Origin of the sequence: Psychrobacter sp. T6-4 (genome assembly GCF_052258425.1) — a bacterium.
Classification (GTDB): domain Bacteria; phylum Pseudomonadota; class Gammaproteobacteria; order Pseudomonadales; family Moraxellaceae; genus Psychrobacter.
Genome location: NZ_JBQQEZ010000004.1, coordinates 124,116 through 149,630 on the forward strand (window position 1 = coordinate 124,116; position 25,515 = coordinate 149,630).

The following is a 25,515-nucleotide window of genomic DNA, read 5'->3' on the forward strand; positions in this document are numbered from 1 at the left end:
CATATTCAGGATTGATGAGATTATCACCAAGCAACCAAAAAATTGACTCATATATTTATTAATACTAATGTTAATGATAATTATTATCATTCAATTAACGAGAGGAATGATAACGAAGTATTTATATTTTGGCAACAGTAAATATAGAAGTGTACGTAGATAAGCGATTAAATTTACATTAATAGAGACTAAAAAACGAAGGTAATCTGTTGAATTTTAAGGAAGTAAAGATACAAAAAATTGCTGCAAATAAAGTGTGAAAGTTACCTGAAATATAAAAGTATACCGCATAGCACCTTTACAGACGTGACGTCTATTTGCAGATAATACTGATAGACAAAAGTCATAATTATCTTGACCTATGACCTAGACATCCTTAAAGTGTTAACAATCTATGTTGCTAAATGTTAACAATATTAGCTTCGATTGATTTTAACACCAAGGGAGAAAAGGATGTCCATTGCAAATGAGCAAGGAAGTCAGCTCAATAGTCAGCCCAACAGAGCACTTTATGATTATGATACGTTCAATCCAGAACGCAAAAACTCACGACTTTATAACGAAGATCTAGCACCGCTACAGCCTAAAGAGCGCAACTGGGGCTGGTTTGCAATCTTTAACGTCTGGTCCAACGATATCCAAAGTCTGTTCGGCTATACTCTCGCCGCGTCACTTTTTTTGAGTTATGGTCTTAGCGGCTGGTGGGTGATGGCAGCGATTATCTGCTCTGGTTTTATCGTCATGTGGATGGTCAACTTAACGGGTAAACCCAGCGTACGCTATGGCATACCCTTTCCCGTCCTAGTGCGCGCTAGTATGGGTATTAACGGTGCTAATTTGCCTGCTATTTTGCGGGCGATTATCGGTATTTTTTGGTACGGGGTGCAGACTTACTTTGCCTCAACAGCAGTTGCCATTTTATTAGCCTTAGTGATAGGCAGCTCATATTCGACCTTTTTGGGTCTAAATGGTACCGCGTGGCTGGCCTTTGTCATTGTTTGGGTCTTTCAGATTATGCTGTTTTGGGCTGGGGTTGAGCCGATTAAGCACTTCTTAAACTGGGCGGGGCCGCTCGTTTATGTCGTTATGCTTATTTTGATGGGTGTGGTCTGGTATCAATCAGGCTCAGAATTAATACCAGCAATTAATTCTGTATTTGCCAGCGGCAGTGATTATACGGGTACATCATTCCAAGCCTTTACTGCGATTGTCGGTACGATGGTGGCCTATTTTGCCGCTGTAGTGATTAACTTCGGTGATTTTTCGCGCTTTTTACGTAGTGAGCGCGATATGAAGCTAGGTAACCTGCTTGGACTACCGATCAACATGGTGTTCTTCTCGTTTATCGCTTTGGTAATTACTGCAGGAACACTAGTACTATTTGGCGAAGCCTTAACCAATCCCTCAGATATCGTTGATCGGGTGGACTCACTACCATTGACTATCGTTGCCGCTTTAACCTTCTTTGCCGCGACGGTTGGTATTAACATGGTGGCAAACTTTATCCCGCCCGCTTATGACTTAGCAAATCTATTTCCTAAGCATATTAACTTTCGTACGGGTGGTCTGATCACCGCTGTGATTGCCTTTTTTGTTGGCGCCTTGTGGTTATCCTTTATCAGCAAGATCGGTATTGTCGGCTTTGTTAATGCTGTTGGTGCTGTTATCGCGCCTTTCTTTGGTATCTTAGTCGTTGATTATTACCTAATCAAGCGCCAACAGATCGATATGGATGATTTGTTCTCAGCTGATCCAGCAGGGGCTTATTATTACTATAAAGGCTGGAATATACGTGGCCTGATTGCCTTCGCTGTCGGTGCTGTATTCTCCTTGGCAACCGTGCTGATACCTACGCTAGCTAGTCTTGAGGGTTATGGCTTCTTGCTAGGCGCAGCTTTGGGCGGCGTTGTATATTGGGTATTGATGCGCCCGTATGCCGTAGACCCACATACGATTTAAAGTAGTGTTTAATAAAGTCGTACTTGCAACCCCATAAATGAGAACGCTAAAAAGGAATAATAATGACACAGAAGATAACCAGTGACTTCGATCAAAACGCTTATCCTCGCGACCTAAAAGGCTACGGCGATAATCCACCAAAAGCCAACTGGCCGGGCGGGGCGAAGATTGCGGTTCAGTTCGTACTCAATATCGAAGAAGGCGCTGAAAACAGCGTCATTCATGGCGATGCAGAATCTGAGCGCTTTTTGTCTGATATATTGGGTACGCCGTCGTTTAATAATCGTCACCAGTCTATCGAGTCAGCCTTTGAGTACGGTAGCCGCGTCGGTGTATGGCGGGTACTTGACGCCTTTAAAGAATATGGTCTGCCTATCACGACCTTTACTTGCGCGGCGGCAGCTGAGAAGACCCCGCATATCATCGAGCGTGTGTTAGAGGACGGTCACGAGGTCGCAAGCCACGGTCTGCGCTGGATTACTTATCAGTATATGTACCGTGAGACTGAGCGTGAACACGTACGCCGCGCGACTGAGATATTCCAGAACATGCTTGGGTATCAGCCTCTTGGCTGGTACACGGGGCGCGATAGTCATAATACTCGTGAGCTGGTGGTTGAGCAAGGCGGTTATAGCTATGACTCTGACTCTTATGCCGATGAACTCCCTTACTGGCTTAATGTGAAAGTAGAAGAAGGTAATCAGATTACGCGCAAGCCGCACCTAGTCATCCCTTATACTTTAGAGACCAATGATATGCGCTTTGCCTCAAGTCCCGGTTTTACCAACTCAGAGCCATTTTATCAGTATCTCAAAGACAGCTTTGATACACTCTATGATGAGGGAGATAAAGATGGTAAGAACGAACCCAAAATGCTCACTATCGGCTTACATTGCCGTATTATTGGCCGTGCTGGGCGTATTGTCGCGTTAAAGAAATTCTTAGCATATATTACCAGTAAGCCTGACGTTTGGATCTGCCGCCGCGACGCAATTGCTAAGCACTGGTATGAGAACCATCCTGCCACCGAAGATAACACCGCGAACTGGATGTAACTTTAAGTTTGTAGATCAAGTTTAGACGTCCATTTACCGCGGAAAAACATTAAGGATTATAAATCATGTCAACAAAGAGTACCTATTACGCCCCAACGGGTGGCTTGCCTCCGCAAACGCAGCTCCTATCTGATCGCGCTATCTTCACAGAAAGCTATGCGATTATTCCCAAACGCGTCCTCACCGACATCGTCATCAGTTACTTGCCGTTTTGGGAAGGCATGCGTATGTGGGTAATTGCCCGCCCGCTAACAGGTTTTTCTGAAACTTTTTCGCAGTACATCGTCGAGGTTGCCCCAAATGGCGGCTCTGATAAACCTGAGCTTGATGACAAAGCTGAAGCCGTATTGTTCGTTGTAGAAGGTGAGATGGAGGTCACTATTGAAGGCGTGACGCATCATATGCAAGCAGGTGGCTATGCTTTTTTGCCGCCTAAATGCAACTGGACGCTTAAAAACAATAGCGACGCTCATGTCAAATTTCACTGGATACGTAAAGCGTATCAGTATGTAGACGGTATCGACGCGCCCGAAGCGTTCGTGACCAGCGACCATGAGGTTGACGGTATCGAGATGCCAGGTACTGATGGCGTTTGGAAGACGACAAGGTTCACTGAGCAATCTGATATGCGCCATGATATGCATGTCAATATCGTCACCTTTCAGCCAGGCGGCGTGATTCCATTTGATGAAACGCACGTGATGGAGCATGGTCTGTATGTGCTAGAAGGTAAAGCCGTCTATCATCTAAATGCTGAATGGGTCGAAGTTGAGGCGGGCGACTTTATGTGGCTACGCGCGTTCTGCCCGCAGTCCTGTTACGCTGGTGGCCCTGGACCCTTTAGATACTTACTCTATAAAGACGTCAATAGACATATGCCATTTATTCGCCCAGAACGCTAAGGGAAGAGGAGTTTATGAGTACTACAATCGTTGCAAAACCTTTGACTAAGGTTGAATTTGCGCCCTTTGGTACCGTTATTGAGCCGTATGATGCCCAGCAGCAAACGCCTGATAACAGCTATGTGATTAATAACGGTTATGCCACACGTCATCATGCTATCGCTGAGTGTCAGCTCGATGGCGGCATTGTCGGTATGAGTATATTTTGTGCCAAAAAGCGCGATGTTCCTATTGCTTTATCAGTGATGGAGTATCATCCATTTGGCACGCAGGCGTTTTTTTCTATGAACGCTCAAGACTATGTTGTAGTCGTCGCACCAGCCGGCGCGCCACCAAAGTCTGCTGATGATTTGACGGTGTTTTATGCCAAGTCGCATCAAGGCGTACAATACAACCCTAACGTCTGGCATCATCCTCTGCTAGCGCTTGGGCGTGATTCTAACTTTTTGGTGGTTGATCGTATCAATGGCGAAGGTAATAATTGCCATGAGCTTGATATTGGGGATTGGCAAATATTTATAGCGCTTGAAGACGAGCAGACGGATAATAACGCGCCAAGCTCAGAACAAGCTAAGTTTTGATTTTATGCTTGGTTAAACTATTAGGGCGTGTTGAACATTCACAAATACGCACTGACAGAAACTATTTTTTAGTCGCTGCTCTTAAATTAGAAGCAAGATAAAAATAGTAAGTTTAGTCATTCTAAGCGTTTATTTTTATTAAAGGAGCGGCAAAAAAGAGTCCTGTCCTTTCAGGCTGATGCTAAAATTACCCCATACTGTGTTGCAAGTCTAGCTAAGGTCTAGACATTATCTTCGACTTGCGCCGTGTCTGGAACCATTTTAGCGATCAGCAGTGCCATGGTTGAATGTTCAACACGCCCTGGTTAAGTAGTAGCTAGTGACCATTTTGATATAAAAGACAGCCCTTAATTGGGTTGTCTTTTCTTATTTTAATACATTTACTTTAGGTCTGCTAAAAATCTTGAGCGACTTAAACCTATAAAAATAGTGATGATAAGACAATAAGAGAGCGATATGGCTAACATCGATAGCCCAATGTCAGCGCGGCAATCCTGGATAGGGACGATTCAAATCATAACCGCAGCTATCTGCTGGGGTACGCTTGGGATATTTTCGACCTATCTGAATCAGCTAGGTTTTAGTGGTTGGCAAATTACCATTTTGCGCATTGTTACCGCCGCTTTTCTTATCCTGGTGATGCTACCAAAAATATGGCCACACCTAATCACATTGCGCCCAAAGCAGTGGCTTGGACTGGCAGTGCAGTCCTTGATTGGTGTGCTTGGCATGTCAGTATGCTATTTCTTTGCTGTAATCTATGTCGGTGCCGGTCCCGCCGTTGCCCTTCTCTATACCGCGCCTGTTTTTAGCTTACTCTTTTCAGCGCTGTTTTTGAGTGAATCTATTACGCGGCAGTCCGCTCTACTGGCACTCATGGCAGTATTTGGCGTGGGTCTAACGATGTTAGGCGATCAGGCGCAAGTCAATTGGGGCATTGTACTTGGGCTGTTGTCAGGCGTGTGTTATTCGCTATACGGCGTACTCGGCAAGCGCGCGATGCACTACGCGCATCCTGCCCCTTTGGTGTTTTTTACCTCGATCATTATCAGTGCCGGCGTGCTGCTATTGCTCCCGCAGACCTATCACACTTATGGTAAGTTATTCACCTTGCCTGTGCTGACTTGGGGCTACGTTTTGGGGTTATCTCTATTAGGAACTGTTGTGCCTTTTGCTCTGTACATGAAAGCGCTTGAGAAGCTACCTGCTACCCGCGCTTCGGTGTTTACTATCTTTGAGCCGTTGACAGCGATTGTCCTTGCAACCCTACTATTGCACCAATCCTTATCATGGATTCAATATATAGGCGTGATACTCATTTTACTTGCCGCTTTGATGAACGCTGTATTAAATGGAACGACTACGCGCGTGCCGCGTTGGTTAAAAAGGCGGCAAAAGATTTAGGTTTATGGTTTAAACTTGCCTTTTACAAAAAACAAAAAAGCCCCAACTAGCTATCAAAGTTGGGGCTTTTTCTTAAAGCTCAAAACTGAACTATTCAGCAATACGCTGCAAAAACGCCTGCGTACGCGGATGCGAGGATAGCTCAAATAACTGCTGCGCGCTGCCCTCCTCGACCACATGACCGTCTTCAATAAGCACCACATGATCGGCGACATCGCGCGCAAAATTAATCTCATGGGTCACAACGACCATCGTCCAGCCTTCAGAGGCCAGTTGTTTCATCGTGCCCAGCACATCTTGTACCAGCTCGGGATCAAGCGCTGAGGTGGGCTCATCGAACAAGAGCAACGATGGCTCAATAGCAAGCGCACGGGCGATACCGACGCGCTGCTGCTGACCGCCAGATAATTGAAACGGATACAAATCGGCTTTATCTGACAGCCCAACCTTTTTAAGTAATGCTAAAGCCTGATCACGGGCTTGCGCCTTGCTTTGTCCTTGTACTACCGTCGGCCCTAGCATGAGATTCTCAATCGCGCTTTTGTGCGGGAACAAATTATAAGACTGAAAGACCATACCCGCTTTACGTTGCAAGGCGAGCAAAGTTTTCTTTTTGGGCTTGGTGGCAAAGTCGACTGTCAAGCTACCATCATCAAAGCTAATGCTGCCTTGGTCTGGAATCTCAAGCGCATTTAGGCAACGCAAAAAGGTGGTCTTTCCCGACCCTGATGGCCCTAATATCACCACAACTTGACCTTTATGAATGGTCAAATCGATGCCTTTGAGCACTTGATTACTGCCAAAAGCTTTGTGAATATTGCTGACTTGAATCATAACCGTTTCCGCTGACAAATTGAAAATACTAGTGAAGTGAGTGCGAGTTGAGCATAGCGTTACTTAGCGATGTAACGATCAAGTCGCGTCTCAAGCTTACCTTGGATAAAGGTTAAAAACAGACAAATACCCCAATATATGAACGCCGCTTCGGTATAGACCAGCATAAACTCATAGTTGCGCGCGGTGATGATCTGCGCCTGTTTAAACAGCTCAGTGACTAGTACTAATGAGGCAAGTGAGGTGTCTTTGACGAGGCTAATAAAGGTATTAGATAATGGCGGTACAGACACTCGTAGCGCTTGCGGTAGTATCACATGGCGAAAGGTCTGCAGGTAGGTAAGCCCGACCGTTGAGCCTGCCTCCCACTGCCCTTTTGGAATAGACAAAATAGAGGCGCGCACCGTCTCTGACGCATAAGCACCGATATTGAGTGAAAAAGCAATGATCGCCGAGGGAAAAGGATCAAGTTTGAGCCCTATACTTGGCAGACCATAAAAGATGATAAACAACTGTACCAGCATCGGCGTGCCGCGAATAGCAGAGACGTAGATGCGGGCGAGCCTATAAGCTATTTTGTGAACCCAGCCTGCGCGCGGCACGATACGAATGAGTGCTACCGTCAACGCAATAGCCATACCGATTGCAAAGGAGATTAGCGCCAGCGGTATCGAATAGTAGATACCGCCTTTGAGCATAGGCCAGAATGAGGTAATAACGATCTGTGCCCGCGCCGCATCCATAAAGGGCAAGAGTGCCAACAATTCTGCGAGCACTGAGGTTATAGACGCTAGCATTATTTTTGCTGGCTTATATCAGCACCGAAAAACTCTTGGCTGAGTCTGGTAAGCGTCCCATCAGCTGCCAGTGCTGCCATAGCTTCGTCTAGCTTTGCGACTACGGCGTCATCACCTTTGAGCAGTACTAAACCTGAACCTGTCTGTTCACTAGCGGGAGCCACCAATTTGATCTCAAGATCACTATCTGGGAATTTTTTGAGATAGTCGAGTACCGCAAGATTATCATTCATCGTAAAGTCCGCGCGGTCTTGCTTGACCAGTTGGATCGCTTGTGCCATTCCTTCAACAGGTATCACCTCAGCGCCGTAATTCTCGGCAAGCTCGCCATAGTTACTACTGAGTGATTGCGCGCTACGCAGCCCTTTTAAGTTTTCCCATGAGCTATAGCGATTGTCATCGGTTGCGGCTAAGACCACCGCGCCTGACCAGCTATACGCTTGCGACTTGTCATACTTAGCTAAGCGCTCAGGCGTCGTTAGACTCACTTGGTTGGCAACCATATCAAAGCGCTCTGAATCTAGACCTGCCAGCATCGCATCCCACTGAGTTTCTTTAAAATCAACATCGACTCCCAGTTTATCAGCGACGGCGCGAGTGACTTCGACATCGTAACCGGTCAGCGCGCCGCTCTCATCGTGATAAGTAAACGGCGGGTAAGTGCCTTCGGTACCGACGTTGATAGTACCGCCATTGTTGATACGTTGCAGCAGATCGGAGCCGGCCGTGCTATCTGCTGTAGTGGTATCGGCATCAGTGGTGGTTGATTGGCCACAAGCGGCAAGTAGTACGGTGCTAGCGGCAAAGGCCAAAAGAGTACGACGATTCATAAGGCGTCCTTATAAGAGGAATGAATAAAGAATGAGCAATGTTGTCAAATATAACATACGTGCTATAGCGGGTGAGGACTGATTTGAAGACGGCAAGGGTATTTTTCAATATGTATAACATTTTATAAAAACATCTGGTTATTATCCCTTATACATAAAACAGCCCCAAACATTGAATGCTTCAAGGCTTATGCCTATTTAGAATATGAACCTTACTTTACGTATTTTTATGCGGCATATTTTTAGCGCCCGATTAGGTGTCGTCTCTACAAACGTTTAATTGAGATCTACCTTCGTGACTTGTCTACTAGCACGCATAACTTACATGACTTTTTTGCAGATATGGCATATGAGTATTTGCACGCTGAGTCCATATATAATCGAGTTATTTTTATGCTCAAGAGCTATAATACATCAGCGTTGTAAGCCAATTTCTTCTTCTTTGATGAGACCCTCACCACCTATGCAAAACACGTATCAAACTGCAGCCCTAAACAACAATTATGACTATGCAGATGTTCTTTATTCTCCTTATCAAACCTTGCCTTTTGTGATACAAGATGCGCTATTGGATCGACAACGTATTATCTTAGTGGCGAACAATCCATCGATTACCGAAGACAAATTACAAGCCCTTTTGCAGCCAACAGATATGCTGGTTTTGTTTAATGACTTTATCCATGCTCAGTTTTTCGCGCATCATCCTAGCGCTAAGGATTTACCAAAACTTCTATTTTTTCGACAAAATGGCGATAGCTTATTGCATTTTGGTCTGCCGCCGCGCAGCAACAATCTGACAGCGATGCTCGATATGGCGCAGCAAGCGACGCTTGGCGTTTTGTTTGGTAATACACACTATCAGTTTCCAACACCAAGCGATGACCCAAGACCTAACGATGATCCCATTACTGCCAAGCGAGTGCTCAAGATTCCAAGTCAGCTTGATGAGCTGCTGCGTAGTGAAGCGCACTGTAGCGTACTATCAGAGCAGCACAGCGTCGTCGAGGACTATCCTATCTTTGCCGACATTCACTCGTCCGGGCCAACGTCAGGGTTTTTGTTGTATCGTTTACTGTTGGCAGCGTGCTTAGAGGTACAGCCGCAGCGAGATACTGATACGCCAATATCGATAGTGATGCTGGGATTTAATAATGATGACAAAACTGCGCATTTTTGGGAAGGTCATAACTGGGCGTTTGAGAGACAAGAGCTTGCCGCGCCGCCGCAAGGGGTCGAGATTATTCGCCAGTATTGATTGATTCTGACTTATACATAAGGCGCATCTGGATAGTGCGCCGCTGTAATCTCCTCATAACTTGGCTGGCGCTTGATACAAATGGGTGCAGTTTGCGCCTCTTGCCAGTCAATCAATTGCAACTGCGCAAACTCGCCAAGCCAGCCTCCCATCGGCCAGTGCTGCCATTTCTCATAAAAGCGATTGGCATTGATAACGATACTGTCCAAATGATTAAGCGGCGGCCGGTAGACACTATGCTGCTGATGATAAATCACATCACTTGTCACATAAAAATCGATACCCAGCGTACGCGCCACAAAAGCAAAATCAGTATCCTCAGCGCCATAACCAACATAATCGGTATCAAAACCACCAATCTGCTCAAACTGAGGGCGCATAATCGCAAAGCAAAGACTCCAAAATGCGCCATAATCTTGCGTCTGCTTGATAGTCGTATCTTGCTGTAGATCAAAGTTATCCCGATAAGGATTAAATACCGACAGCTTATCTAAAAAATCGGCTGATAATTTCCCTTGTTGGAGCTGACTACCTTCATCATCCCTCAAAGGGCGCGTTAAGTAGCGCGGCTGACCCATCAACAGGGCGTCGGGATGTGCTTGTAGTTTATTATATAGCTGCGCAATAAAAGTGGGCGTGACGATACAATCGACATCCAAGAATATCATAGCCTCATATGCGGCCCGCGCCGCGCCAAGATTACGATTACGACCAATATCGAACGACGCATTACTTGCCAACCCATTCTCAGTCGTTGGAATTTTGACGATGTTTAGATCGTGCTCTGCAAGGCGTGCAGGTTCGGCATCATCATTAACGATGATGACTTCGCTTGGGCGCGCGCTACCCTGCGCTAAGCTACTAAGTAAGTTGTATAAGTGCTGGTTGCGCCCATAGCATGTAGTGATGACACTCAAAGGTACAGTGACAGCAATTGTGTTGTGATCGGCGTCTTGCGCTTTGATTGTCATAACTCTCTATACTCTTATGCTTTTAAGATTGTTTAGGTTTTATATCAAATTGAGGCAATAGCCAGTCTTCAAACCAAGTTTTGACAAGATTATAGTTAGCGACGCTATCCATAAATCTGTGCGCAGGCGTGTTAGTTTGAGTGCTTATCACAGTATCCCTGTCTTTATTGATTGACTCAGTACTTGCTAATTTATTCAAGTAAGATGGCGGATCTTGATGCTCTGACGTTGTCGTTTGAGCGATAAACTGCGACCAACTTAGTGCGCGTCCTTGTTCAATAAGCGCCTCTGCCATCACTTCTTGTTCACGATGCGGGCGCGCGTCGGGCAATACCACAAGCGGCGTTGCACAATCATAGACTTGTGCAATACCGTTTAAGCCACAGGCCATCACTAGCCAATCACTATAAGTAATAAAAGGCGTTACATCCTCGACGTGAGCGGCGATATCAACATAACCGCGCATGTCGTCACCGATAGGTCCAAGCGATATAATCAACGCGTTTGGTAACACGCGGCGCAGCTCTGGCAATTTAGCATCAATTGCCTCATGCCCACCGTACCCTTTGATCACCGTTACAAAAGTCATCTCAGACCCTTTATTGATGATATCTACAGAGGACAATCGCTTATAAAGCGTATCATCTGAGGTCAGCGTCATTAGCTTATCTATAAATGCAGTAAATGATAACGGCTCATCCGTCTTATTGGGCATAAAATTCAGATATAGCGTTTTTTGCCGTACCCAGTCTGGCGTCGCTGCTGCTTCTAGTGTCTTTGGATAAGGCGCCAGTAACCCAAGCGCGCCAGCAAAGGCATTTAAGTGTGGTTCATCATCACGCTCGCCTGCTAGTCTCACATATAAATATGGCACGCTAGCGGCGCGGCACAGCATAGCGACTTCGGCGCTGACATCAATAATCATCAGATCAATCTGGCGCTTGCGTATCTCGTCAAGCAGCTGCCAACTGCGTGTTTGAATGTTTTTATTACCTACCGGTGAATAATGCAAACTACTTGGCTGCCAATACTCTCCAGCTCGTCCCGGTAGCACATCCTCTGGCAGCTGATCCTCAGCGCTCAAACGTACGATTTGCTCATCAGCTATAGCATCAAAACGATAGCCCTCATTAGGCAAGCTGGTAAATACGGTCATCTGCGAGCGCAATGCAAAAGGTAGTAGAGCCGCTAACTTATCCGCTTGACGGCTGTGACCTGAGCCATGATGGTGAGCATAATAGCCAATACGCATAAAAAGATATCCTAATCTAAAACGATACAGCTCGGCTCTGAGCACCATTCATATTGATATTCTCTACAGCGTGCTCGTATAAACTTAGATAGCCATCGACCATTGCTGCAACCGAACAGAACTGCTCAGCACGTAGGCGACATGCCGCGCGAGAAATATCTTGAATATCATCAAAAGCCTGAATAAAAGCGTGTTTATCCTTTTTAGGTACGATAATGCCAGTATCAGCTGTGACAATCTCGCTACTTGCACCAACATCAAAGCCAATGACAGGCGTGCCGCAAGCCAAACTCTCAGCTAGGGTCAAACCATAAGGCTCATCCCAAGTGCTAGTAAACAGCATGGCGGTGACGTGACTTAAACGCTCATTGATTTGCGCTTTACTCAAATGACCGACGTAATTAAATAATGCTGGCGTGCCGTCATCTCTATCCTCTTCTAGTAGCGGCGCAACGTACTTATCAAAATACTCTTCGTTACTCTTAGGCCCTGCAATGATCAGGCGCTTGCCAGCCGCTTTACAGTACTCCATTGCTAGATGCGTACCTTTTTCAATACAGATACGCCCGTACCAAAAGTACACCTCATCTTTTATTGGGTCTGTATTGGCTGCAAATGACTGTACATCGATACCGTTATAGACCACGTGCGAGGGTACAAACTCAGCAAATAGCTGCTGCTGATGAGCGCTGATTGCGGTGAACTGGGTGTGCGTGCCATGGCGTAGGGTCAATAGTGCCAAACGCAGTTGCGGGAAAATCGGTGTATGAAAGGTAGTAAAAAAACGTGCACCAAACGCCTGACCTATCATCATCGGTATGTGATGTAAGCTGTGATTGTGCACCACATCGATCTCTCCTTGTTCATCACGGCTGATGATATCGCGCATAGCGTGCTGATAGACCAGATACTGATATAGCTCCTCACGGCTCATACCGACCGAGTCATGTTCGTTATCATAGACCAGTGCCTCAAACTGCGTACGCGTCATAAAGGACACTAGCGTCGCATCGGTTTGACTATCAGCGTGCGCATAGAGCAACACGTCATGTCCTTGAGCGACCAACTCATTACAGATAAGCTCGGTAATCATCTCAAGACCGCCCGCGTACGGCTGCGCGATGGGATATAAAGAATGCGCGATAATAGCGATACGCAGTGGTTTTGATGACCCATTTGCTATGTCATGAGTATAAGTTGGGGAATATGGCTTGCCTGTGGTAACGCTTATATCGTCAGTAATCGTGCGCATGGGATGTCCGTCAATCTATCACTATAAAAGGGTGGGTTGTAGCGTTAAGAATCCTGTAGTTTCTTACTATTAAACGTAGCAGAAATGGAGTTATTTACATGGCTTGATGCTTTAGCAGGTACAGTGCTGCTCATCGTTAAAGGTTTGCTGACATCACTATAAGCATAATTGTCAAAAGCGACTTTAGCTGACCACAGCTTAATCGCTATAATGATTAGTGCACTGACAAATAACACGGGCGAGTACAAGACTGACAATGGCGATACTAGGGCTAGCGTGACGATATTTAGCATGATGATCAGCTTTGGTAGCGCTCTTATATTATCGCCTAGTACCGTTTGCTTAGTACGAGCGATATCTTGTTTGGGCGTACAAACAAAAGGTTTATCCCGTCCCCAAAGCACAGGAAGCCAAGACAGTGCACCAATTTCCCAAAAATTTAAATGTAGCGCCCAAGCTCGCAACTTTTTACTCAGTGTTGGCGCATAGTGCTTATTCACCTGTTTATTTAATGGAGATGAGTCTTGTAGATAAGCCCATAGGCGTCTTAGCAAAAAAACGCCATAAGCGGCATACACGACATACAGCGGCGTCAGTAGTGCAGCTATGTTTGCGCTTATGTTTGTTAGTAATAACGCTGAAATCACTAGCAGCGTACAGATATGCAGTAGTATAAAAACACCCGTAAAATTGATCCAAGCGCTCAGCTGCGATAAATGAGCTCGTAAGTAGCTCAAGCGCTCGTGGGTAGGCTTTTGTAAGGTAGGCGCGGTAAAGTAAGTATTGAGTACTTGTGCATTACCATAAATCCAGCGCTGACGTTGCCCGATCAAGTCGCAAAACGTATTGGGTAATAAACCCGTTGCAATAACGTTAGGAATAAAACGACTACGTAAGCCTGTGCGGTGCATCAGAACACCCATCTGCGCGTCCTCGGTGATTGACGCACCTGACCAGCCACCCATATCTAACAGAGCGCGGCGACGGATGACCGCATAAGTTCCTGTTGATAAAGCTCGCGTACGATTGAACGCTCTATACAGATGATAGTTAAAGTAATGGTTAAGCTCGCTATGAATATCAGCACGTCCTGCGTCTCGATAGAACTGCGGAAACTGTAATAGTGCATGATCAGGATGGGCGGCAATAGCCGTGACAATCGCGTCTCTTGCCTTAGGCAATGCTTGATAATCACTATCTACAACTACAATGTGGCTACACTTAGGATCCATAAGACCTAGTGCTAGATTGAGTGCGCCCGCTTTAAAACCCTCTACGGCGTCGATATGATAAAAGTGGACGTTTAACGCGTCATCAAGCGCGTCGCAATAGTGAGATAAAGGCTCGTATAGCTCCGTTTGCGTGTGGTTATTGTCGATGATGATAATCTCATCATTGGAGTGTTTGATAGCAATAAGTGAGCGGATAGTAGCAAGGACTAAAGCGGTAGGTTCAGCGCGGATAATAAGCTGAAAACTAAGAGATATAGTAGCATCAGTTTGCGAGGTATAATTATTAGATGAGGCTCTATTGTCTTTTGCGCTGGTATCATACAGCTCTGTATTGACATCCATAAAGCCATTTGATTTTTTGAAAATAGGCTGATTGTCAGTACTATCTATGACAAATTCACTTAGTACCTTGAGCATGCTTTGATTGTTATCAAACTCCTTGCTTATCATCTTATTATATCCCTAGCCGCCCGTTCGATACCTTTTAGATATCTAAAAATGTCGTTAAAGTTGAAAGTAAATCAATAATAACTTCAATGTCTTTAGATAATTATAGAGGGTATGTCTATAATTTCGAATAAATGTAACGCTGGGTAAGAAGTGTAAAAGTAGTTTTAAATTAGGTACTTGCGCTCTAAAAAACTTTAGCAAGCGTCTTGTGACCAAGTATCAAAATAAGCTATCAAAATAATCTTAAACAAAAAAAACGCCTACCTATATAGGTAGACGCTCGTGTAGTTTTGAGTGGGGTGTATCTTACTTAGTTTAAGATGCCATAAGCACATAAGGCATCAGCAACGCGTTTAAAACCGACGATATTAGCCCCTGCCACATAATCAATATAACCATCTTCAGTCTGGTTGTATTTTTGTGACGCGTCAGCGGCACTATCATGGATGTTTTTCATAATAAGCTTTAAGCGCTCATCAATTTGATCAAAGCTTTTGTACTGACGTACTGAGTTTTGTGACATCTCAAGCGCAGAGACCGCTACCCCGCCCGCATTTGCCGCTTTACCTGGTGCAAAATGCACACGATGCAGACAGATATAATCGACCGCTTTAGCCGTTAGAGGCATGTTTGCGCCTTCAACGACGTATTTTATGCCGTTCTCAACCAGCAGTTTGGCGTCGTCTTCGTTGACTTCGTTTTGTGTGGCCGACGGTATAGCGATGTCCCCTTTAAACTGCCAAGGCTTTTGCTCGGCAAACCACTCGCCGCCATAGACATCAACATAGTCCGCTAGTGGCTTGTTTTGATCTTTTTGCTTTTTGAGCCAATCGATTTTTTGTTGATCAAGGCCTGCTTCGTCATATAAGGTTCCTTTTGAATCAGAAACGGTAATCGGTACACCGCCGAGCATAAAGACTTTTTCAGCCGCGTGTAAGGATACGTTGCCTGCCCCTGATATCAGCACCTTTTTACCTTTTATATTGTCGTTCTGGGCAGCCATCATGTTCTCTAAAAAGTAAACCGCGCCATACCCTGTAGCCTCTGTACGCACAAGACTGCCACCAAAACCCACGCCTTTACCCGTCAACACGCCGCCATGCTCATGAGTCAAGTTTTTGTACATAGCAAACATGTAGCTGACTTCGCGGCTACCTACGCCGATATCGCCCGCCGGTACGTCAACGTCTTTACCGACGTAGTGATGTAATTCGCGCATAAAAGCATAGCAAAAACGGCGAATATCGTTATCCGTTTTACCCTTAGGATCAAAGTCAGAACCGCCTTTACCACCGCCCATAGGCAGACTGGTCAATGCATTTTTGAATATCTGCTCAAAACCCAAAAACTTTAGGATTGATTGATTGACCGAAGGGTGAAACCTTACGCCGCCTTTGTACGGGCCTAGAGCGTTACTGAACTGTACTCGCCAGCCGCGATTGACTTGCACCTCGCCTTTGTCGTTTTCCCAGTTGATACGAAAAGCAATAATGCGATCAGGCTCAACTAAGCGCTCAAATATTTTATTTTTTTTATACTCAGGATGAGCGTCGTATAAAGGCGCGATAGTCAGAGCAACTTCTTTTACCGCTTGTACAAATTCAGGTTGATGGGCGTAGCGTGCTTCGACTTTTTCGATAGCCTGAGAGATACTCATATAAGATCCTTAATGGTAGAGATTATGATATTTATTAGCGCAATTTTGCTTATAAGCAGAGGTGTTCTGACTGATCAGCGTATTAACGACTAACTACAGGATTGAAGTCGTTATACTTTTTAAGCTTAGAACAAATGCCAACTAACAACATATGTATATATCATTTTTTGCCAGTATAAGTCTAGTAAATATCATCATAACTGGAATCTATAGGCAAATTTACATTCGCTATGTCAGATATCACAAGTGATTGCGTAGCATTACTACCCTGAGAAGTAACACTATGTGTCGCACTAATCCCTTATACTTGTATCCCTTAAACCTTTACTACCTATACAGTCCTTTTAAAACACATCTTTTTATATGTCAGCTTTCGTTCTGACAATACACTCCCTTTATAGTGGCACCTTTGCCAGACTCTGCACTTTTGCTTCTGTTTTTGGAGGGTTTATGACCTCAACGACTCCTGTGCGTGTGCGTTATCAAACCATAGAGATCGGTAGTACTGATATCCATATTTGCACCTTACGTGACAATCAAGAGTTTAGTGATCCTAACGATGAGGCGCTTGATTTGGGCATTTGCTCGGCGTCTTGGCCGATGTTCGGAGTGATATGGCCCTCAAGCTTGGTACTTGCCAACCATATGCTTGATTATAATATCGTAGGCAAGCGTATTTTGGAGATTGGCTGCGGCATGGCGTTATCAAGTCTGCTGCTCAATCATCGTCATGCTGATATCACAGCGACTGACTATCATCCGGCGGTTGAGTATTTTCTTGATCGCAATACGCTGCTCAATAATAGCAAAGCCATTCATTTTGAGCGCTTAGACTGGGCTGGGGATAATAGTCATCTTGGTCAGTTTGATATGATTATCGGTAGTGATTTGCTTTATGAAGATCAGCATATCGATATACTAGCAGGTTTTATCAACCGTCATTCTAAACCCAAATGCGAAGTCATCGTTGTTGATCCTGGGCGCGGTCGTAAGAACAAACTCACGGCTAAAATGATCGCGTCAGGTTTTAGTAGTCAACACGTCAAACCGATAGAGACCACTTATTTAGAATTACCTTTTAAAGGACATATTTTGACGTTTTTGCGAGAGTCTTAGCTGTCATGCCATTGACCTATAAAGATCACACGGTAATTTTATAACTCAAATCGCGCGCCTCGTCACCTGTGATACCGCGAAATCCCCAGCAGTGCGCGGGCTGCTCTTTTATCGTGATCTCGATATCTATCGGTGCTATTCCAAGCTCTAACTCAATCTGCTTAAATAACGCTTTAATCAGCGCCTTTTGCGTAGCAATCGTACGCCCTGCCATCATGTTAATTTCAATAACCGTGTAAGCGGCTGAGCGGTCGCTCGGATAGTAAAAGTCCTCAGCGTCCATAGGGATAAAACGCTGCGCGCGCTTGTCCTCTGGCAGCCCAAGGACGGACATCATGCAACCATGAATGACCTCTGATAATTGGGCTTTGATAGGATTAAGATTTTCTTTTATGCCGTACACTATAATCATATTTTGTCTCTTTGACTTAACTGCTTGTAGTCGTTCATACGTTTTGTATCTACGACCATCTATTACGTCTTATCTACCTCGCTGATTGATACGGCTCACACTCGCAATGAGCGCGACCATGACCATTCCCATAATAATCAGGACGCCTGACATCATATGCGCGGCGTCATAATTGAGCGCTTCGACTTGCTCGTATATAGCGATAGATACCACCTTGGTCTCGCCTGCGATACTGCCGCCTATCATAAGTACCACGCCAAACTCGCCAATCGTATGGGCAAAGCTAATTAAACTACCCAAAATAATACCGACCTTGGCTTGCGGGAGCGCCACTGTCATAAGACGCCTTAGGCGACTTGGCTCGAGTAATTGCGCCATCTCCATTACGCTTTTTGGAATGCGTAAAAACTGTGCGTAAACGGGCTGAATATAAAACGGCAGGGAATAAATAATAGAGCCAATTACCAGACCTTCAAAGGTAAAGATCAGCGGGCTGATATTATGCTCCAAAAGATAGTGACCGATACCAGCGCTAGGACTTAGCAAAAGTAGTAAATAAAATCCAATCACAGTGGGCGGTAAGACCAGCGGCATAGCGATAACGCCCATCAGTATTACCTTTATCCGCGCAATATTAGGTCCGCGACTGGGTTTGGCTAGCCAGTAGGCCACAGGCGTAGCAAAAAGCAGTAGACATATCGTAGTAACCGTAGCAAGTTTGAGGCTGACTAAGAAGGGACTGAGCATGTCTGACATAAGCGATGGATCTATCATGATGTCATTTCTCATGGCTCATTACTAATGGTATAAGGTTTATTATATTTAAGAGATTACTATCGAACCGCAAGATATCCGGCTTGCGAGAAGTACCGCTGCCCTGCGGCTGAGCGCAAATAGTTCGTAAAATCTATAGTAGCAGGTTTATCGCTGATGATAATACCATCTTGTAAAATAGCTGGATAAGACTCATGCGCTAAGGTAACAAACTGCTCAGGTTTAGCATCAATAGCAATAATTTGAGATTGCGCGACAAAGCCATAAACGACACTGCCTGTATGGGCATATTGGAACGCCTGCCCGATATTTTCTGCTTGTATTAATCGCTTTTGCTGCACTAAAGGGTTATATAAATTTTGCGCCTGCAAGTAGGATTTAGCCGACGCGCCATAAGGGGCAAGCTCAGGACTAGCAATAGCGATCTTGCTACTGCTGTCGCTTATTAATATATCAGTCAGCGCTTTTGGATTGAATTCATCCAAAGGTTTGGTGACGCTATATAGTGCTAGCTGACCTTGCGTATAGGTAAAAGGGTGATGAGCTTGTTTGTTTTGTGCGCTATTGTTAGCAAGCTTAGCAGGGAATTCTTGATTGGCCGATAAGAATATATCGTAGGGCGCGCCTACTATTATCTGCGCATATAGTTTGCCAGAGGAGGCATACGTGACTTCTATACTTGTCTTGGACAACTCGTTCGTTGACTGATAGCCATCAATAATATCGGGCAGGACATCAGACAGATTGGCAGCCGCTGCAATACGTAGCGTCTGCAACTGCTCCGACTCATGGTTGGCAGAGGCGGTATCTGAAGCACTCTCGCGTGTGCAAGCAGTTAATAGTAAACAGGCACTTGCGCACAAAAGCGCTGTGACCCTAACCATTGTTGCTAAGCCACTTAGAGGGCGCGTCCTCGTAATACTCTTGCTTCCAAACGGGAATATCAGCCTTAATAGTATCGAGTATCCAGCGGCAAGCATCGAATGCAGGATAACGATGCGCAGAAACCACCCCAACCCATACCGCGACATCGCCAATCTCTAATGCGCCGATACGGTGGATGGCAATAGCATGAGTGATCTCAAAACGTTTTTTGGCCTCCTCGATAATGGCGCGACCTTGATTCAGCGCTAAGTCTTCATAACCGTAGTAGGTTAAGCGCTCAACGCTGCTAGCGTTGTTATGATTGCGCACGCGACCTTCAAAGCAGGCAAAGGCGCCGCAGCGATCATCATCCAAGGTATTTTTAAGTCGGTTTTCGTCAATGGCGATATCTAATAATGCAAAGCCATCGCGCTGGGCAATAGCATAGACCTCATCAACGCTACGCTTAATGGTCATGGAGTGGCTGTGGACGTTGTCTGTCATAGGTTATCTCTACTTGTTGTTTCTGCTGATTATCTCGAACCCCTTGCCTAGCCGCCAGCGACTGGGGTGATAAATACCACGCTATCACCATCATTAATCGGGTCTGACCATTTAGCGAAGTAATCATTCACCGCCACGCGCAGCTCTTCTTGTGAATGACTAAAGCCATGCTTTTGACTCAAGTTATCATAAAGCTCGCTTAGTGAGGTCGACGGCTCAACCTTGACGGTCTCTTGTTGGCAATTGGCGGCGTCAGCTAAACTGGCAAAGTAGAGGACTTTGATAGTTATTACAGCACCAACTTGGGTTGCTGCTCTGGTTGCTCGTTCAGTCTCTTTAATAGCGCTCATTATATTCTCCGTTCTTGTCAAACTATTCTGTCGTAGGGTGCTTTCTAAGCACCTCAAAGCTAGGAAAGTCCTTCAAATATCCCACTCTCAACCATTTCAATATGGTAGCGTAGGCTGTGACTTTAGCCCAGCATTTTGCTCTTGTGAAACCTAAGCATGACTATAATCTGATTTGCCGCCCGTTTTGGTTATCAAGCGCACATTATCAATGACGATATCATGTGATATGGCTTTAGTCATGTCATAAATGGTCAAGCAAGCAATGCTCACAGCAGTTAAGGCTTCCATCTCAACGCCCGTCTTATGCGTGACTTTGACCGTAGCACTAACGATGATACTGTTTAAACGATCATCATAGTCAAAGCTCAAGCCTATTTTATCGAGTGGTAATGGGTGACATAGTGGAATCAAATCATGAGTGCGCTTAGCAGCCATAATGCCTGCAATATGCGCCGTTTGAGTGATACTGCCTTTTTTGGTCATGCCATCAGCGGCTTTGATCTGCTGATAAATCTCGCTAGGAAATCGCACTTGTCCAGCCGCATGAGCCTCTCGCGTAGTGGTACTCTTGCCACTAACATCGACCATGGTAATATCACCGTCGCTATCTAAATGCGATAGTCCAGATTGGATCGCAGTATTTTGATTGTCTGTTTGGACGTCACTGTTCATAGAGGATTTCTCTGATATTTATAGTCTGACATAGATAGAGTGCTTAACGAGTGGCAAGCCCGCTCAAAGTCTTTAGGCGTATTAAAATTGGTTAAATGCTGCCAGTCATTTGTAAAGGATACCGCTTGTACATTAGGTTTAATAAAGGGCATAACTCGGCGCGCGCCGCTATCGATGTAAGCTTTTAGATCAGGCTCAAGGCTTAATTGATAAAGTCCTAACAGCGGATATAAATGGCTATCATCGGTCAAGCAAATCACTTTTTTATCAGTTGACTGACTTTTAGTTATTTGAGTCGCTGCAAGCTGCAACTTCTGCCATAAGTCTGTGGCTGGTATCAAGCTGTCGCAGCTGATAACCAATAACCATGATGATGGATTATAGTGCAACTGGGTGGCTTGCTTTAAATGAGTCAAAGTCTGCAAAGCGGACTCGATAGCGACCAATGCCCCACCCGTCTTGATCTTATCATTACTATTTTTATCATTAGCATTAGCATTAGCATTAGCATCGGCATCGGCATCAACGCTAGCATAATCAGCAATATGTATGATGGTGTCTTGCGGGTGGCTGTTCTTTAAAGCTGAATCAACGTCAAACCCGCGACCATTATCGGCAATCATAATAGGTAGCTTTTTACCATGGACAACATTAGCTCTGACCAAGTCAAGCGCATGTCTGACGTGATAATCTAGCAAGCGCTCACCTAGGGGCAGTATAAGCTGGGCTTTTGCTGTGCCCATACGTGTGGATGCACCGCCTGCTAAAATGACCACGCCTGCCAAATGAGCCAAGTCTTTTATAACGTCAGTCATGTTAATTATGAGTCGGGTTTTGTGACATAAAGTGCGGTACAAAGTTGCACGGACGCGTACGGCTATCGAGCTGCCCTTTTAAGATACTCTCCCAGCCTGTACGGCACGCGCCCGATGAGCCTGGCAAACAAAAAATACCGGTATGATTTGCCATGCCTGCAACGGCGCGCGACTGTACCGTTGACATGCCAATCTCCTCTTTTGAGATCAGACGGAACATCTCGCCAAAGCCATCGATTGACTTATCAAACAACACGCTTACCGCCTCTGGCATGCTATCTCTGATAAAAAACCCAGTACCGCCCGTGGTAATCACCGCATGCACGTTTGGATCGGCAATCCAGCCACTAATGACTGCTCGTATCTGATAGATATCATCGGTGATAAGTTTGCGATCAGCCAAATGATGACCTGCCTCGGTTAAGCTATCTACTAAATACTGACCCGAGGTATCTTCTGCCAGCGTACGACTGTCAGAAACGGTCAAAATAGCAAGGTTAAGGGGTATAAAATTAGCAGCAGGCTTACTCATAAAAGTTCCTAATAAAATACAGACTTTAATTATTCAAAAAGTGGCGACTAGGGCGTGTTTGAGCATTCGACCGTGGCACTGACAGAGACTACTTTTTAGGCAATTTGCAGATAAAAATAGCAAGCTTAGTTACTCTAAGGGTCTATTTTTATCAATAAAGTGGCAAAAAATAGTCCTGTCCTGCAAGGCTGATGCTAAAATCGCCCTAGTCGTTGTAAAAATCTAGCCAAGGCGTCTGCATTACCTGCAATTTTCACTTAGACTAGAAATATTTTAGCTATCAGCAGTGCCTTCTTGTGAATGCTCAAACACGCCCTAACCTAACCACCGATAATCGATAGATTATGCATGATGCCGCTATTGGACTCATGCAAATGATGATGCTCAGGTTTGATCGGCATAAAGCTATGTAACGTATCGACCAACCCTCGTACATCGTTGCTTTGTAAGTGTTGGCGAATATCGTAGTTGCCTTGGTCAAACAAGCACAGATGCACTTTGCCTTTGCTGCTGACTCGCAAACGATTGCAAGTATCACAAAAGTGCGCCGCATAAGGGGCAATCATACCGATGCGACCTAGATAATCTGGATGACTATACTCAACCGCTGGACCATCGCTACTACCGCGCTCGTGAGGTTGCCAGCCGTGCTCTAATAGGTAATCGATGATGGTATCGGAATGGGCATGCTGGGCAAAAAACAGATCACTGTTATCACTGGTTTGCATAAATTCTATGAAGCGATAAGTAACGGGTCTATCTTTGACATAGTCGATAGCGGTTATCAGATTTTCAAAGGCGGTTTCTGCCATTAACACACCGTTAATCTTAAGTTTGATATCTGTGGTCGTAAGCAAGGTATCCATATCAGCGAGCAGCTGCGGCAAAGTATTAAAGCCTGTCATCTTATGAAAGGTAGCGGCGTCAAAGCTGTCCATGCTGATATTAAGCTGATCAAGACCAGCCGCTTGCCAACTAGGTAGATGTTTACCCAGCTTATAACCGTTACTGGTCATGGCAACGGTTTCTATGCCCGGTGTCTGTTTAATGGTTTGGATAATCTCGACCACGTCACGGCGAATGGAGGGTTCACCGCCTGTGATTCTGACCTTTTTGGTGCCAACTTGAGCAAAACCGTGAATAAGCGTAGCAATCTCAGGAATACTAAGCTCGTCATCAGGGCGCTTGCCTTGGTAGCCATTGGGCAGGCAATACTCACAGCGAAAATTGCAAAAGTCGGTAATAGATAGCCGCAAGTAAGTCAAACGACGGGCAAAGCCGTCCGTTAAAGGCTTAGTGTCTAAATGCTCTGCAGAACTGGCAGGCGCAGCGAAAGACGACGCCTCAAAGCTATCAGCTATAGCGGACGTGGCTGGCGAATACAGTTGAGCACTGCTTAGGTTAAGAGTATCGTCATTCATAATTTACTACCATCGGTATTGCTAGTTGTAAACGCTACTTGCGCTTATCGTCTATCACCCTATTGTACCGTTTACCCGCAACTTTTCTTGTAGTGATCTTTAAGTGAATTGGCAAACACATAATCAACTATTCGATGAATAATTAATTTTGTAGCCAAGGAAAAGGCTGCACCATCACCTCACTATTTGCTGCGACATCGCCGCTGTCTTTGTCCAACACGACAAAACAGTTGGCAAGACTAAGCTGTTTGATTCTATGTGATTGCTGTTTTGAGAAACACTCAACTTCATACTCGCCTGCCGCGCTTTGCGACAATACACCGCGCTGGAAGTCCTTGCGACCGACGGATTTTTTGATGTCATTTATCAGTGTGGCTTTGACATTTATTTGCATCAGTTGCTCAGATACGCTAGCGCCTGATAGTTGCCACAACGCTGGAATCACAAATTGTAGCGCGCCTACGACTGTAGATAATGGGTTACCTGGCAAGCCAAAGTACAATACAGGCTTATCTAAATCTTTGTTTAATTCACCAAACACAAAGGGCTTACCAGGCTTCATCGCCACTTTATAGTGGTTAATCTGACCCAATTGCTCAATCACTGTGGTCAAAAAATCATAATCGCCCACTGACACGCCAGCGGTAGAGATTAGCACATCACAGTCTTGCATAGCCTCATTGATAGCAGCTGTGGTCTTATCCAAATTATCAGGGATAATGCCATAATCGCGGACGCTAATCGGCAAATCCGCCAGCAAAGTCTTTAGTGTTGGGGTGTTGGAGTTATATATTTGCGCAAGACTTGTCAGCTCATCACCAACAGCAACGAGCTCGTCCCCTGTCGCGAGCACCCCTACGATAAGCGGCTCAAAGACATTAACTTGGCTCACACCTAAATTGGCAAGTAGGCTGATATCCGTAGGGTTAAGGCGCTTACCGACTTTTAAGACCGCTTCACCTTGCTCTATTTCTTCGCCTTGCTTGCGAATATTGCTATCGATGTGAGCCGTTTGCGTGAGCGTAATGGCGTAAGGCTTTGATTTATCAAGCGTGTCTTTTATTTCTGCAAAGTTGGTGTTCTCTTGCATGATGACAGTATCACAGCTATCAGGCACCACCGCCCCTGTAAAAATACGCACACCTTGCCCTGCTGCTAATTCGCCAGTAAAAGCGCTGCCCGCTTGTGACTCACCGATGATCTCGATAGAACTATCTGCCGATAGTGTGCTGCCTTGAGCGATAGCATAACCATCCATCGCCGATACATTTTGTCTGGGTACATCAAAGTTTGAGGCAATATCTTGCGCTAGTATCTGATTGCGGCTGTCTTGCAAAGCGCACGTTTTAATAGCTCTCTGCTTTAGAGAAAAATCGTTATTATTATAATCCTCTACGCGCTGTTTTATCGCTGATTGCAAGGCTTCCATGGTAATCATAAAAATACTCTTTTTTATTTATAGTACTAAACTTATAGTATTGAACTTATTGTATTAAACATTAAAAACTGCGCTATAAAAATTACTTTGTACTAACTATAGTTAATTCAATATAAAAACGATACAGCGAGATGAAAATTTGCTTTTCTTGCGTGCTGTGCCTACGCCGACAAAGGCTGCGAAAAA

General features: G+C 45.1%; 25 protein-coding genes. 7 read left to right on the forward strand and 18 right to left on the reverse strand.

Annotated elements, in window-relative coordinates; all coding sequences use genetic code 11:
* Positions 1-453: 453 nt before the first annotated feature.
* The 5 genes from ACTXGE_RS04380 (at position 454) to ACTXGE_RS04400 (ending at position 5,901) form a co-directional block, all read left to right on the forward strand.
* Positions 454-1,959: an NCS1 family nucleobase:cation symporter-1 gene (locus tag ACTXGE_RS04380; RefSeq protein ID WP_443542080.1), complete on the forward strand. Its 1,506-nt coding sequence runs from the start codon at positions 454-456 to the stop codon at positions 1,957-1,959.
* A gap of 62 nt (positions 1,960-2,021) precedes the next feature.
* Positions 2,022-3,014 carry an allantoinase PuuE gene (gene puuE, locus ACTXGE_RS04385; RefSeq protein ID WP_317198702.1) on the forward strand — a complete coding sequence of 331 codons (993 nt, stop codon included), beginning with the start codon at positions 2,022-2,024 and terminating at the stop codon, positions 3,012-3,014.
* Positions 3,015-3,079: 65 nt separating this feature from the next.
* A complete protein-coding gene (locus tag ACTXGE_RS04390) occupies positions 3,080-3,916 on the forward strand; it encodes a bifunctional allantoicase/(S)-ureidoglycine aminohydrolase (protein WP_435949404.1) in 837 nt (278 codons plus the stop codon).
* 14 nt (positions 3,917-3,930) lie between these two features.
* A complete protein-coding gene (locus ACTXGE_RS04395) occupies positions 3,931-4,497 on the forward strand; it encodes an ureidoglycolate lyase (RefSeq protein WP_435949405.1) in 567 nt (188 codons plus the stop codon).
* A gap of 456 nt (positions 4,498-4,953) precedes the next feature.
* A complete protein-coding gene (locus tag ACTXGE_RS04400; RefSeq protein ID WP_435949406.1) occupies positions 4,954-5,901 on the forward strand; it encodes a DMT family transporter in 948 nt (315 codons plus the stop codon).
* A gap of 90 nt (positions 5,902-5,991) precedes the next feature.
* Here the strand turns inward: ACTXGE_RS04400 and ACTXGE_RS04405 are convergent, their stop codons facing one another.
* From ACTXGE_RS04405 to ACTXGE_RS04415, 3 genes are read right to left on the reverse strand one after another with little or no spacing between them, the layout of a single operon-like run.
* Positions 5,992-6,735 (reverse strand): amino acid ABC transporter ATP-binding protein, encoded by a 744-nt coding sequence (locus ACTXGE_RS04405; protein WP_435949407.1) that lies wholly within the window; start codon positions 6,733-6,735, stop codon positions 5,992-5,994.
* A 59-nt stretch (positions 6,736-6,794) separates the two neighbouring features.
* Positions 6,795-7,532, reverse strand: coding sequence for an amino acid ABC transporter permease (locus ACTXGE_RS04410; protein ID WP_317198707.1), 738 nt, complete (start codon positions 7,530-7,532; stop codon positions 6,795-6,797).
* Entirely contained in the window at positions 7,532-8,362 is an 831-nt protein-coding gene (locus ACTXGE_RS04415; protein ID WP_435949409.1) for an amino acid ABC transporter substrate-binding protein, read from the reverse strand. The genes ACTXGE_RS04410 and ACTXGE_RS04415 overlap by 1 nt, the downstream gene beginning before the upstream one ends.
* A gap of 463 nt (positions 8,363-8,825) precedes the next feature.
* Here ACTXGE_RS04415 and ACTXGE_RS04420 point away from each other — a divergent pair, with 463 nt between their 5' ends.
* Complete coding sequence (locus ACTXGE_RS04420; RefSeq protein WP_443542084.1) at positions 8,826-9,617, forward strand: hypothetical protein; 792 nt, start codon at positions 8,826-8,828, stop codon at positions 9,615-9,617.
* 11 nt (positions 9,618-9,628) lie between these two features.
* On the opposite strand, the gene ACTXGE_RS04425 is transcribed toward ACTXGE_RS04420, so the two are convergent.
* From ACTXGE_RS04425 to gdhA, 5 genes are all read right to left on the reverse strand, one after another.
* Complete coding sequence (locus ACTXGE_RS04425; protein ID WP_443542086.1) at positions 9,629-10,588, reverse strand: glycosyltransferase family 2 protein; 960 nt, start codon at positions 10,586-10,588, stop codon at positions 9,629-9,631.
* A 22-nt stretch (positions 10,589-10,610) separates the two neighbouring features.
* Positions 10,611-11,840: a hypothetical protein gene (locus tag ACTXGE_RS04430; protein ID WP_443542088.1), complete on the reverse strand. Its 1,230-nt coding sequence runs from the start codon at positions 11,838-11,840 to the stop codon at positions 10,611-10,613.
* Between the two features lie 16 nt (positions 11,841-11,856).
* On the reverse strand, positions 11,857-13,092 hold the full coding sequence (locus ACTXGE_RS04435; protein ID WP_443542090.1) for a glycosyltransferase: 1,236 nt from the start codon (positions 13,090-13,092) through the stop codon (positions 11,857-11,859).
* A 44-nt stretch (positions 13,093-13,136) separates the two neighbouring features.
* Complete coding sequence (locus ACTXGE_RS04440) at positions 13,137-14,774, reverse strand: glycosyltransferase family 2 protein (RefSeq protein WP_443542091.1); 1,638 nt, start codon at positions 14,772-14,774, stop codon at positions 13,137-13,139.
* Between the two features lie 310 nt (positions 14,775-15,084).
* Positions 15,085-16,431, reverse strand: a complete 1,347-nt coding sequence (gene gdhA / locus ACTXGE_RS04445) for an NADP-specific glutamate dehydrogenase (RefSeq protein ID WP_443542093.1) — start codon at positions 16,429-16,431, stop codon at positions 15,085-15,087.
* A 450-nt stretch (positions 16,432-16,881) separates the two neighbouring features.
* Here gdhA and ACTXGE_RS04450 point away from each other — a divergent pair, with 450 nt between their 5' ends.
* On the forward strand, positions 16,882-17,547 hold the full coding sequence (locus tag ACTXGE_RS04450; protein WP_443542095.1) for a class I SAM-dependent methyltransferase: 666 nt from the start codon (positions 16,882-16,884) through the stop codon (positions 17,545-17,547).
* A 25-nt stretch (positions 17,548-17,572) separates the two neighbouring features.
* On the opposite strand, the gene ACTXGE_RS04455 is transcribed toward ACTXGE_RS04450, so the two are convergent.
* From ACTXGE_RS04455 to ACTXGE_RS04500, 10 genes are all read right to left on the reverse strand, one after another.
* Complete coding sequence (locus tag ACTXGE_RS04455; RefSeq protein ID WP_435949419.1) at positions 17,573-17,959, reverse strand: tautomerase family protein; 387 nt, start codon at positions 17,957-17,959, stop codon at positions 17,573-17,575.
* 69 nt (positions 17,960-18,028) lie between these two features.
* Positions 18,029-18,733, reverse strand: coding sequence for a molybdate ABC transporter permease subunit (gene modB, locus ACTXGE_RS04460; RefSeq protein ID WP_443542151.1), 705 nt, complete (start codon positions 18,731-18,733; stop codon positions 18,029-18,031).
* A 59-nt stretch (positions 18,734-18,792) separates the two neighbouring features.
* On the reverse strand, positions 18,793-19,617 hold the full coding sequence (gene modA, locus ACTXGE_RS04465) for a molybdate ABC transporter substrate-binding protein (protein WP_443542098.1): 825 nt from the start codon (positions 19,615-19,617) through the stop codon (positions 18,793-18,795).
* A complete protein-coding gene (locus ACTXGE_RS04470; RefSeq protein ID WP_443542153.1) occupies positions 19,610-20,074 on the reverse strand; it encodes a molybdenum cofactor biosynthesis protein MoaE in 465 nt (154 codons plus the stop codon). Before ACTXGE_RS04470 ends, modA begins: the two co-directional genes overlap by 8 nt.
* Positions 20,075-20,148: 74 nt before the next feature.
* Positions 20,149-20,451, reverse strand: coding sequence for a MoaD/ThiS family protein (locus ACTXGE_RS04475; protein WP_435949421.1), 303 nt, complete (start codon positions 20,449-20,451; stop codon positions 20,149-20,151).
* Positions 20,452-20,601: 150 nt separating this feature from the next.
* On the reverse strand, positions 20,602-21,123 hold the full coding sequence (gene moaC / locus ACTXGE_RS04480) for a cyclic pyranopterin monophosphate synthase MoaC (RefSeq protein ID WP_317198720.1): 522 nt from the start codon (positions 21,121-21,123) through the stop codon (positions 20,602-20,604).
* On the reverse strand, positions 21,120-21,938 hold the full coding sequence (mobA, locus tag ACTXGE_RS04485) for a molybdenum cofactor guanylyltransferase (protein ID WP_443542100.1): 819 nt from the start codon (positions 21,936-21,938) through the stop codon (positions 21,120-21,122). Before mobA ends, moaC begins: the two co-directional genes overlap by 4 nt.
* A 1-nt stretch (position 21,939) precedes the next feature.
* The gene (gene moaB, locus ACTXGE_RS04490) at positions 21,940-22,470 is read right to left on the reverse strand and encodes a molybdenum cofactor biosynthesis protein B (protein ID WP_443542102.1); all 531 of its coding nucleotides are present in this window, start codon (positions 22,468-22,470) and stop codon (positions 21,940-21,942) included.
* Positions 22,471-22,790: 320 nt separating this feature from the next.
* On the reverse strand, positions 22,791-23,891 hold the full coding sequence (moaA, locus tag ACTXGE_RS04495; protein ID WP_443542103.1) for a GTP 3',8-cyclase MoaA: 1,101 nt from the start codon (positions 23,889-23,891) through the stop codon (positions 22,791-22,793).
* Between the two features lie 142 nt (positions 23,892-24,033).
* The gene (locus ACTXGE_RS04500) at positions 24,034-25,329 is read right to left on the reverse strand and encodes a molybdopterin molybdotransferase MoeA (protein ID WP_443542105.1); all 1,296 of its coding nucleotides are present in this window, start codon (positions 25,327-25,329) and stop codon (positions 24,034-24,036) included.
* Positions 25,330-25,515: the final 186 nt, after the last annotated feature.